The following is a 10444-nucleotide window of genomic DNA, read 5'->3' as shown; positions in this document are numbered from 1 at the left end:
CCGCCGCGGCCCACCGCACGGCCACGGACCGCTGCGCCGAACTGGACCGGCTCTCCGCCGAGGCCGCCGCCGCGGTCCGGCGGCTGGCGCCGCTGCGCGAGCGCAGCGCCCGCGTCACCCGCCTCGCCGACCTGGTCCGGGGCCGCACCGCGGACAACGCCTACCGGATGCGTCTGGAGACCTATGTGCTGGCCGCCCGGCTGGAGCGGGTCGCCGCCGCGGCCGGCGGCCGGCTGGCCGCCATGTCCGGCGGCCGCTACGCGCTCACCCACACCGACGTCCCGGTCTCCCGCGGCCGTTCCGGCCTGGGCCTGCGTGTGGTGGACGCCTGGACGGGCCGGGAGCGGGACACCGCCACCCTCTCCGGCGGCGAGTCCTTCTACGTCTCGCTCGCCCTGGCCCTCGGCCTGGCCGACGTGGTCGCCGAGGAGGCCGGCGGCCAGCGGCTGGACACCCTCTTCATCGACGAGGGCTTCGGCAGCCTGGACGAACAGACCCTCGACGAGGTGCTGGACGTGCTCGACGGGCTGCGGGAGCACGAGCGCAGCGTCGGCATCGTCAGCCATGTTCCCGATCTGCGCGGCCGCATCCCGGCCCAGCTGGAGGTCCTCAAGACCCGCTCCGGGTCGGCCCTCCGCCACCGCACCGCGCCCCGGGCACCCTGACCCGCGCCCCGCTCCTCCGACCCCGCTCCCCGGACCCCGCTCCCCGGACCCCGCGCGATGACGCCGTCCGCGGTGGGCGTGCCGGACGGCACGTCCGTGCCGTCCGGCACGCCCACCCGTCACCGTTCCGTCACAGGGCGGCCAGCTCCTCGCGCAGGTCGTCCAGGCCGAGCGAGCCCAGCGACAGCGCGGCCATGTGCCAGCGCTTGGCGTCGAACGCCTCGCCCCGCGCCGCCCGGGCCGCCTCCCGCCCCGCCAGCCAGGTCCGTTCGCCCAGCTTGTAACCGATCGCCTGGCCCGGCATGCCCAGATAGCGGACCAGTTCGCTCTCTATGAAGTCCGCCGGCCGGCCGCTGTGCCTGCCGAAGAACTCCTGGGCCAGTTCCGGCGTCCACCGCTCACCCGGGTGGAATCCCGAGCCGGCCGGGATCTCCAGGCCCAGATGCATGCCGATGTCGATGATCACCCGCACCGCCCGCATCATCTGGCAGTCCAGGTAGCCGAGCCGCAGTTCCGGATCGGTCAGGAAGCCCAGCTCGTCCATGAGCCGCTCGGCATAGAGCGCCCAGCCCTCGGCGTTGGCGCTGACCATCCCGGCCGTGGTCTGGAACCGGGACAGCTGCCCGGACACGTGCACCCACTGCGCCAGCTGCAGATGGTGCCCGGGCACCCCCTCGTGGTACCAGGTCGACACCAGGTCGTAGACGGGGAACCGGGTCTGTCCCAGCGTCGGCAGCCAGGTCCGCCCCGGCCGTGAGAAGTCCAGCGACGGCGGCGTGTAGTACGGCGCCGCGGCACTGCCCTCCGGCGCGATCATCGATTCCACCCGCTTGACCTGTTCGGCCAGTTCGAAGTGGGTCCCGTCCAGCGCGGCGATGGCCTCGTCCATCAGGTTCTGCAGCCAGGCCCGGATCTCGGGCACTCCCTCGACCGCACGGCCGTCGGTGTCCAGATGCTTCAGCGCCTCCCACGGCGAGGAGCCCGGCAGGATTTTGTCCGCCTCCGCCCACATCTCGGCCAGCAGCCGGTGGTACTCGGCCCAGCCGTAGGCGTACGCCTCCTCCAGATCCAGGTCGGTGCCGTTCCAGTACCGCACCCAGAGCGCGTACCGCTCGCGCCCCACCACGTCCGGCGTGCCCTCGGCGGCCGCCGCGTAGTCCGCGGCCAGCCAGTCCCGCAGCGCCGCCACGGCCCCGGCCGCCTCGGCCGCCGCCGCGTCGAGTTCGGCCCGCAGCCCGGCCGGCCCGTCCGCGGTGAAGGCCGTGAACCAGTCCGGCCGGGAGCCGTTCCCGAGCCACTCGGTGAGCTGCCCGCCGACCGTGGCGATCTGCCGCGGCCCGGCGGTCAGCCCGCGCGCCGCACCCTCGGCGAGCGCCGCCCGGTACCCCTCCAGGGCGGCCGGCACGGCGCGCATGCGCCGCGCCACGGTGGCCCAGTCCCCGGCCGTCTCCAGAGGCATCAGGGTGAAGACGTTCCGCACGTTGTGCGCGGGCGAGAAGAGGTTGCTCAGGGCGCGCAGCGTCTCCCCGGCGTCGTGCACCGCGAGCTGGGCGGTCAGCCGCTCGCGCAGCAGCCGGGCGCAGCGCCGCTCCACGTCGGCGTCGCCGCCCGGCAGCGACTCGGCGTGCGGCAGCCGGGCCAGTACCGCCCGCTGCAGCGCGGCGGTGCGCTCCAGGCCGGCGGGGGAGTAGTCGGGAAGACGGCCCGCGCTCTCGGGCACGCCCAGATAGGTACCGGTGACCGGGTCCAGCTCGATGAGCGCGTCCAGGTAGGCGTCGGCGAGCTGTCGGGGCAGCAGATCTTTCGTGAGATCCAGGGTGTCGGACATGCGCCCATCCTCATATGTGAACTGGACGGATGTCACTACTGTCCTGCGCTGCCCGCCCGGGGCCGGGGGCCGGGTGCGGCGCCCGGCCCGGACCCGGTACGGGCCCCGGACCGGGCGGCTCAGCCGCCGGCCGGAGCCGGCAGCGCGCCCGCCGCCGCCCCCGCCGCCAGCCGTGCGCTGATCACCAGCACGCCCTCCGAGTAGTCGTACTCCAGCGGCAGCCCCGTCGACCGCATGGCCGCCCGCATCCCGGTGTTGCCGGCCTGGGTGACCGCGTAGACGCTCTCGCAGCCCGACTCCCGGGCCAGCACCAGCAGCCGCCGCAGCAGCGCGATCCCCACCCCGCGGCGCTGCCAGGCGTCCTCCACCAGCAGCGCGAGTTCGGTGTCGTCGCCGTCCCAGAGCACATGTCCCAGCGCCACGATCTCCCCGCCGGGCAGTTCGGCCGCGACGGTGTGGCCGTGCCGGGGGTCCAGCAGGTGCCCCAGATACCGGTCGGCGTCGCCCACCGGCCCGTGGTATCGCCGGCTCAGGGTCCATGGCGAGCAGCGCTCGTGCATCGCCCGTGCCGCCCGGGCGTCGCCCGGACCGGCCCGCCGGATGACGAGACCCTCCGGCCCGGGGACCGCCCGGATTCCGGCGGGCGCGGAGGTCACGGGCACCGCGGCGGCCGCCGGCAGCGGGTTCTCCACCGCCTGGCAGCCCCGTACCGGGCCGGGGGACGGACGCCGGCCGTGCCGGCCGCCGGGCCGTACCGTGCGGTGGGAAGAGGACTCAGCCATGGGAGCACTCTCGCTCCCGGGTGTTGCGTGATCACAAACGTCTTGTGACTCGCGGGTTAAGGAGGCATTCAACCGAAAAATCCATTTCGTCACCTCGGGTCACCCCGCTTTCCGTTCTCCGTGCGCACCGTCACGCCGTGCCCCCTCGGCACCGTGTGACGGCTCATGAACCGGCCCATGTCCCGGTCACCGCCCTCTCCTCGCCCGGCCGGATCACCGGCCCTCACTCCTGCCGCCGGGAGAGCCGTCCGGGAACTCGTCCAGGATCGCGCGCAGCGCCGCTCCCACCCAGTCCGGCGCGGACGCGCGGAACGTCTCCGGCGGCAGTTCCGCCGCCCGTTCCGGAATCACGCCCAGCACCGGCACCTCCGCGACCACCGGAAGATCCTCCCGGTTGCACTCCTCGGCCACGCCCGGCTGGGCGGGCCAGCTTCCGATCACCAGCCCTGGGCAGCGCAGTCCGCGTACCCGCAGTGCCTGTGCCGTCAGCGCTGTGTGATTCAGCGTCCCGAGCTCCGCGGATGTCACCACCACGACCGGCGCGCGCATCAGCAGCGCCAGATCGGCCAGCGTCGTGCCCTCGCCGTCGAACGGCACCAGCAGTCCGCCCGCGCCCTCCACCAGCACCAGCCCGCCCCGGTCCGCGAGGTCCTGCACCGCCGCGACCACCGCCCGCGGCCGCAGCGCGGGCAGCCCGGAGCGCCGGGCCGCGGCCGAGGGCGCCAGCGGCTCCGGATAGCGGGCCAGCTCCACGCCGGTGACCCCGTCCCCCGCCAGGCGGCGCACCTCGTGCACATCCCCCGGCTCGTCCGGCCCCACCCCGGTCTGGGCCGGCTTGACCACCGCCGTCTCCAGACCCGCGGCGCGTGCCGCCGCGGCCAGCGCGGCGGTCGCCACCGTCTTTCCCACTCCGGTACCGGTACCGGAGACCACGGCTATCCGGGTCACGACTGCTCCGCCCTCACAGGATCGCGCCGGGTGCGTACCCGGCGGCCTCCGGGTGCTTCTCGGTCAGTTCCGTCACGGCCCGCACCACCTCCGCCGTCTGGTGGCCCGCCGCTCCGGTGAAGGACAGCGGCTCGGTCAGCAGCTGGTGCAGCCGCACCGCGGTCAGCGGAATCCGCTCGTCCGCGGCCAGGGACGCCACCAGCGGGTTCTCCGCGGCGCCGGCCCGCAGCGAGAGCGCCGCCTTGACCGCGTGCTCCTTGATGGCCTCGTGCGCGCTCTCCCGCCCCACCCCGGCCTTCACCGAGGCGATGAGGATCTTGGTGGTGGCCAGGAACGGCAGATAGCGGTCCAGCTCGCGGGAGACCACCGCCGGGAACACCCCGAACTCGTCCAGCACCGTCAGAAATGTCTCGAAAAGGCCGTCCAGTGCGAAGAAGGCGTCCGGCAGCGCCACCCGGCGCACCACCGAGCACGAGACGTCCCCCTCGTTCCACTGGTCACCGGCCAGCTCCCCGGCCATGTGGCTGTAGCCGCGCAGGATCACCGCGAGCCCGTTCACCCGCTCGCAGGACCGGGTGTTCATCTTGTGCGGCATGGCGGAGGAACCGACCTGGCCCTCCTTGAACCCCTCGGTCACCAGCTCGTGACCGGCCATCAGCCGGATCGTCTTCGCCAGCGACGACGGCGCGGACGCCAGCTGCACCAGACAGCCGAGCACCTCGTAGTCCAGCGACCGCGGATACACCTGCCCCACCGAGGTGAGCACCGCACGGAACCCCAGATGGTCCGCGACCCGCCGCTCCAGCTCGGCCAGCTTCCCGGTGTCCCCGCCCAGCAGGTCCAGCATGTCCTGCGCGGTGCCCACCGGGCCCTTGATGCCGCGCAGCGGATAGCGGTCCAGCAGCTCCTCCAGCCGCCGGAACGCCACCAGCATCTCGTCCGCGCAGCTCGCGAACCGCTTGCCCAGCGTGGTCGCCTGGGCCGCCACATTGTGCGAACGGCCCGTCAGCACCAGCTCGGAGTGGTCCGCGGCCAGCCGCCCCAGCCGGGCCAGCACCGCCACCGCGCGGTCCCGCACCAGTTCCAGGGACCGGCGGATCTGCAACTGCTCGACGTTCTCCGTCAGATCCCGCGAGGTCATGCCCTTGTGGATCTGCTCGTGCCCGGCCAGCGCGTTGAACTCCTCGATCCGCGCCTTCACGTCGTGCCGGGTGACCCGCTCCCGCGCCGCGATGGACTCCAGGTCCACCGACTCCAGCACCGCCCGGTAGTCCTCGGCGGCACCCTCGGGAACCTCGACCCCGAGATCCCGCTGGGCGGCCAGCACGGCCAGCCACAGCCGCCGCTCGGCGACGACCTTCTGCTCGGGGGACCAGACCCGTGCCATGTCCAGGGAGGCATAGCGGTGGGCCAGAACGTCGGGGATCTGCGGTTTCGCTGTCACGGACAGCGATTCTACGGCGGATGCCGCGCGCTCCGGCGCACCCCGCTAGCCGGCCGCCTCCAGGTCCGCCGGCGGCGCCTGGCCGCCCGCCGCGGCCGCCCGGCCGGCCCCCGGGACCGGCCACGGCAGCAGCTCCGGCCGTTTGCACGGCCGCCCGTCGCCCGAGGATCGGCCGGCCAGGCGCCGCCCGATCCAGGGCAGCAGGTGCATCCGGGCGAACCGCAGATCCGCCCGCCGCCGCTGCATCCATCCGGGCGGCGGAACGAGGGGGAGGGGAGCGGTCCAGTCCCACTCCGGCGCCCGCCCCAGCGTCTGCCACACCGCCTCGGCCACCCGGCGGTGCCCCTCCGCGGTCAGATGCAGCCGGTCCTCCGCCCACAGCCGCGGATCCGACAGCGCCTGTGAGGTGTACAGGTCGGCCACCACCGCGCCGTGCCGGGCGGCCAGCTCGTCCAGGATGCCGAACAGTGCCTCCATCCGCGGCCGGTAGCGCTCCAGCACCGGGCCCCGGCGCCCCGGGCTGCGCATCAGCACCAGGGTCCCGCAGGACGGGGCCAGCGTCTCCACCGCCTCCTCCAGCCGGTCCCGCACCCGGCCCAGGTCGTAGCGCGGCCGCAGCAGGTCGTTCAGCCCGCCCACCAGCGTGACCAGATCCGCGCGCATCGCCGCCGCGGCCGGCACCTGCTCCTGCACGATCTGGCCGATCAGCTTGCCGCGCACCGCCAGATTGGCGTACCGGAATCCCTCGGTCCGGCTGGCCAGCCGCTCCGCCAGCAGGTCCGCCCACCCCCGGTAGCCGCCGTCCGGCCGGAGGTCGGACATGCCCTCGGTGAAGGAGTCCCCCACGGCCACGAAACTGCGGATGTCCGGCTGCATGCTATCCATGGCGGGCAACGATGCCAAAACCCGGGCCGCCCCGGGATGACGGCCGTCACACGGGAACCGCCGCCTACCGGCCGCGTCCCTCGCCGCGCAGCCGGTCCAGCTCCCGCCGCTCCCGCTTGGTCGGCCGCCCGGCGCCCCGCTCCCGGCGCGGCGCCGCCGCCAGCAGCTCCCGCGGCGGCGGGGGAGGGCTGTTGTCCACCAGGCACTCGGCGGCCACCGGGGCACCCACCCGCTTGCGCACGATCCGGGTCACGATCACCACCCGGTCGCGGCCCTCGTGCCGCAGCCGCACCTCGTCCCCGGGCCGCACCGCGTGCGCGGGCTTCACCCGCTCGCCGTTGACCCTGACATGCCCCGCCCGGCAGGCGGCCGTCGCCTGCGAGCGGGTCTTGAGCAGCCGGACGGACCAGATCCAGGTGTCCACCCGTGCCGTCTCCGCCGTCTCCTGCGCTGCCATGCACCGACTGTAGAACGTCCGCGGTCATCCGTGCGTCACCCGCCGGAGTTCTCCGGGCGGGCAGAGGTTCCGCCAACGGTCATCCCGCGTTGGGCGGGCGCCGGCGGCCGGCCGCCTAGCGTGAACGCGGCTGGATTCCGCCTTGCCGTCGCATGGCGTCGCATGCCTGCCGCACCACGCATGCACCGCACGTGAAAGGACTCCCATGACAGGCACGTCCACCGCAGGAACCGACCACCCCGGCTACGGACGGCGCGGCATTCTGCGCGGCGCGGCCGTAGCAGCCGCCGCCTCCCTCCCCTTCCAGGCCCTGGCCGCCCGGACCGCCGCGGCCGCGCCCGCCGCACCCGCGCGGCACGGCGCGGACCCCGGCTACGGCCCGCTGTACCCGGTGCGCGACCAGACCACCGGCCTGGAGCTGCTGATGCTGCCGCGCGGCTTCGAGTACATCTCCCACGGCTGGACGAACGACCTGATGGACGACGGGGCGCCCACCCCCGGCTCCCACGACGGCATGGCCGCCTTCCGCAACGGCCGGCGGCTGCACCTGGTCCGCAACCACGAGCGCGGCGCCGGACCCGCCTTCACCTCCCCGGTCTACAACCCCGAGGCCGGCGGCGGCACCACCACCCTGGTCTTCGACCCGGACGCCGGGCAGTGGCTGGAGTCCTACGGCAGCCTCGGCGGCACCATGCGCAACTGCGCCGGCGGCCCCACCNGCACCATGCGCAACTGCGCCGGCGGCCCCACCCCCTGGGGCACCTGGCTGACCTGCGAGGAGACCTTCTCCACCGTGGCCGGCAAGCGGCACGGCTACGTCTTCGAGGTGCCTGCCGCGGGCAAGGGCGACCCGGAGCCGCTGACCGCGATGGGCCGTTTCAACCACGAGGCCGTCGCCGTGGACCCGGCCACCGGCTGGATATACCAGACCGAGGACCGCGGCAACGCCTGCCTGTACCGGTTCCTCCCCGCCGTCCCCGGCGAGCTGTCCCGCGGCGGGCGGCTGGAGGCGCTGCGCATCGGCACCTCCGGCTACGACACCCGCGCGGACGGCGAGCGCTCCTACGGCACCGTCTCCTGGGTGCCGGTGGAGGAGCCCGACCCCGAGGGCGACACCGTGCGGGCCCGGGCGCAGGCCGCCGGTGCCGCGGTGTTCGGCCGGCTGGAGGGCGCCTGGTACGGCAACGACCGGGTGTACGTCATCACCACCAACGGCGGCCCGGCCGGCCAGGGCCAGGTCTTCGAGCTGGACCCGGCCACGGACGAGTTGCGGGTGCTGTTCGCCTCGCCCGGCGCCGAGGTGCTCAACGCCCCCGACAACATCTGCGTCAGCCCGCGCGGCGGCCTGGTGCTGTGCGAGGACGGCAGCGGCACCGAGTACGTGCACGGGCTGACCACCGACGGCGAGATCTTCCCCTTCGCCGCCAACGCCGTGGACCTGCGCGGCGGCACCGGCGGCAAGAACGTGAACGCCGCCGACTACCGGGGCTCGGAGTGGGCGGGCTCGGTCTTCGAGCCGAAGAACGGCAACTGGCTGTTCGTCAACATCCAGAGCCCCGGCATCACCTTCGCCATCACCGGCCCCTGGCGCCGCGGCGCGCTCTGACCGGCCGGCGTCCCCGCGCCGCGGTGCCCGTCCGGCCCCGCGGCGCGGGGCGGCACGGGCCGCTACTCCGCACCGGCGGTGACCGCCGTCCCCGTACCGGTCCACAGCAGCAGCCCCACATCCGCCACCGCCACCAGCAGCACCGCGTGGAACGCCGCCCGCGACCCGGGCCGGCGCCCGGCCAGCAGCCCCGCCCCCACGATCAGCACCGCCGCCGGCAGCACCGCCAGGCGTCCGCCCGGCGCCGTGCCCGGCGGCCCCAGCACCAGCAGTGCCGAGGCCGCCAGCACCAGCACCCCCGCGGCGGCCCGGCCCCGGTCCGCGCCCAGCCGGTGCGGCAGTCCCCGCACACCGGAGGCCGCGTCGTCCGCCAGATCCGGCAGCACGTTCAGAAAGTGCGCCGCGCAGCCCAGCAGCGCCCCGGCCGCCACCAGCCACCACGGCGGCAGCGGCGCGCCCGGCAGGCCCAGCACCACGAACGCCGGCAGCAGGCCGAACGACACCGCGTACGGCACCAGCGACCAGCGGGTCGCCTTCACTCCCAGGTCGTAGCTCCACGCGGACACCAGCGCCAGCAGATGCGCGGCCGTGGCGGCCGGACCGGAGAGCAGCGACAGCACCACGGCCAGCACCGCCGCCGTCACCACCGCCGTCCGTACCGCCGGGCGCGGCAGCCGCCCGTCGGCCACCGGCTTGCCCGGCCGGCCGGCCAGCGCGTCCCGGTCGGCGTCCAGCAGATCGTTCAGCCAGCCCACCGACAGCTGGCCGGCCAGTACCGCCGCCGCCACCGCCGCGGTGCCCGCCGCACCCCGGCCGAAGGCCGCCGCCAGACCCGCAGCCACCAGCGTCACCGCCGCCGTCGGCAGCGGATGACAGGCCGCCGCCCACGCGACCGGCCGCGCCGACACCACGTCCGAAAAATGCCGCATGGCAGGGATTGTGACAGCCTGTCCGCATGCTGTCGTCCCTTCTCGACCGTCCGCGCGCGCCCCTGCCGCGCAACGACCCCGCCCTGTACGAGCGACTCGCCGACCAGTGGTGGCGGCCGCGCGGCCGCTTCGCCATGCTGCACTGGCTCGCCGCGGCCCGCGCCCGGCTGGTGCCCCCGGCGGCCCGGCCCGGGGCCGTCCTGGTCGACCTCGGCTGCGGCGGCGGCCTGCTCGCCCCGCACCTGGCCGGCAAGGGCTACCGGCACCTCGGCGTCGACCTGTCCCCCTCCGCCCTGCGCCAGGCCCGCCGCCACGGGGTGACCGCCGTCCGCGGCGACGTGCTCGCCGTGCCGCTGCGCGACGCGGTCGCCGATGTGGTGGTCGCCGGCGAGATCCTGGAGCACGTGCCCGACCTGGAGCGCGCCGTCGGCGAGGCCTGCCGGCTGCTGCGTCCCGGCGGCACGCTGGTGCTCGACACCCTCGCCGACACCGCGCTCTGCCGCTGGCTCGCGGTCGGCGTGGCCGAACGCGTCCCCGGTCTCGCGCCCCGCGGAATCCACGACCCCGCCCTGTTCGTCGACCGCGCCGCGCTCACCGCCGCCTGCGCCCGCCACGGTGTGCGGCTGGCGATCCGCGGCATCCGGCCGAGCCTGCCCGGCCTGCTCGGCTGGGCGGCCGGACGCCGCGACACCGTCCGCATGGTGCCGGTCGCCACCACCGCCGTGCTGTTCCAGGGACGCGGACGCCGGACGGCCGGCGCTCCGCACCGCAACCGCGCGCACTCCAGGAGGACCCCGTGACCCCCACCACCGGCACCACCACCGGCACCGCGTCCGGCGCCGCGTCCGGCACCACCGGCACCGGCGGCGACGCCCCGGCGGGCACCCCCGCCCCCGACCC

At 75.2% G+C, this 10444-nt stretch carries 9 protein-coding genes and 1 pseudogene; 3 read left to right on the top strand and 7 right to left on the bottom strand.

Going from position 1 to position 10444, the window contains the following annotated elements; all coding sequences use genetic code 11:
• Positions 1-665: SbcC/MukB-like Walker B domain-containing protein (locus GQS09_RS23765; RefSeq protein WP_279577785.1), on the top strand; the 665-nt coding region annotated here is incomplete at its 5' end.
• Between the two features lie 130 nt (positions 666-795).
• Here the strand turns inward: GQS09_RS23765 and GQS09_RS23760 are convergent.
• The 6 genes and pseudogenes from GQS09_RS23760 to GQS09_RS23735 all read right to left on the bottom strand — a co-directional run bounded on the left by GQS09_RS23760 (position 796) and on the right by GQS09_RS23735 (position 7009).
• Positions 796-2493 carry a DUF885 domain-containing protein gene (locus tag GQS09_RS23760; protein WP_165989544.1) on the bottom strand — a complete coding sequence of 566 codons (1698 nt, stop codon included), beginning with the start codon at positions 2491-2493 and terminating at the stop codon, positions 796-798.
• 119 nt (positions 2494-2612) lie between these two features.
• A pseudogene (locus GQS09_RS23755) lies at positions 2613-3137 on the bottom strand (GNAT family N-acetyltransferase); the annotation flags it as partial.
• Positions 3138-3488: 351 nt separating this feature from the next.
• Positions 3489-4223, bottom strand: a complete 735-nt coding sequence (gene bioD / locus GQS09_RS23750) for a dethiobiotin synthase (protein WP_165989540.1) — start codon at positions 4221-4223, stop codon at positions 3489-3491.
• A gap of 13 nt (positions 4224-4236) precedes the next feature.
• The gene (gene purB, locus GQS09_RS23745) at positions 4237-5667 is read right to left on the bottom strand and encodes an adenylosuccinate lyase (protein WP_165989537.1); all 1431 of its coding nucleotides are present in this window, start codon (positions 5665-5667) and stop codon (positions 4237-4239) included.
• 45 nt (positions 5668-5712) lie between these two features.
• Complete coding sequence (locus tag GQS09_RS23740; protein ID WP_165989547.1) at positions 5713-6543, bottom strand: SGNH/GDSL hydrolase family protein; 831 nt, start codon at positions 6541-6543, stop codon at positions 5713-5715.
• 73 nt (positions 6544-6616) lie between these two features.
• The gene (locus tag GQS09_RS23735) at positions 6617-7009 is read right to left on the bottom strand and encodes an RNA-binding S4 domain-containing protein (protein ID WP_165989535.1); all 393 of its coding nucleotides are present in this window, start codon (positions 7007-7009) and stop codon (positions 6617-6619) included.
• A 205-nt stretch (positions 7010-7214) separates the two neighbouring features.
• On the opposite strand from GQS09_RS23735, the gene GQS09_RS23730 reads away from it, so the two are divergent.
• The gene (locus GQS09_RS23730) at positions 7215-8615 is read left to right on the top strand and encodes an alkaline phosphatase PhoX (RefSeq protein ID WP_165989533.1); all 1401 of its coding nucleotides are present in this window, start codon (positions 7215-7217) and stop codon (positions 8613-8615) included.
• Between the two features lie 62 nt (positions 8616-8677).
• On the opposite strand, the gene GQS09_RS23725 is transcribed toward GQS09_RS23730, so the two are convergent.
• Positions 8678-9544 carry a UbiA family prenyltransferase gene (locus tag GQS09_RS23725; RefSeq protein WP_165989531.1) on the bottom strand — a complete coding sequence of 289 codons (867 nt, stop codon included), beginning with the start codon at positions 9542-9544 and terminating at the stop codon, positions 8678-8680.
• A gap of 26 nt (positions 9545-9570) precedes the next feature.
• On the opposite strand from GQS09_RS23725, the gene GQS09_RS23720 reads away from it, so the two are divergent.
• The gene (locus GQS09_RS23720) at positions 9571-10344 is read left to right on the top strand and encodes a methyltransferase domain-containing protein (RefSeq protein WP_165989529.1); all 774 of its coding nucleotides are present in this window, start codon (positions 9571-9573) and stop codon (positions 10342-10344) included.
• The last annotated feature ends 100 nt before the right edge of the window (positions 10345-10444 follow it).

The organism is Streptomyces sp. YIM 98790, assembly GCF_011421595.1.
Lineage (GTDB): Bacteria > Actinomycetota > Actinomycetes > Streptomycetales > Streptomycetaceae > Streptomyces.
This window is presented reverse-complemented; position numbering and strand designations above follow the sequence as displayed.

Coding starts and splice junctions, on each gene's coding strand:
- GQS09_RS23760 (WP_165989544.1), bottom strand. CDS start 2,493: ATGTCCGACACCCTGGATCTCACGAAAGATCTGCTGCCCCGACAGCTC.
- GQS09_RS23735 (WP_165989535.1), bottom strand. CDS start 7,009: ATGGCAGCGCAGGAGACGGCGGAGACGGCACGGGTGGACACCTGGATC.
- GQS09_RS23725 (WP_165989531.1), bottom strand. CDS start 9,544: ATGCGGCATTTTTCGGACGTGGTGTCGGCGCGGCCGGTCGCGTGGGCG.
- GQS09_RS23720 (WP_165989529.1), top strand. CDS start 9,571: ATGCTGTCGTCCCTTCTCGACCGTCCGCGCGCGCCCCTGCCGCGCAAC.
- GQS09_RS23740 (WP_165989547.1), bottom strand. CDS start 6,543: ATGCAGCCGGACATCCGCAGTTTCGTGGCCGTGGGGGACTCCTTCACC.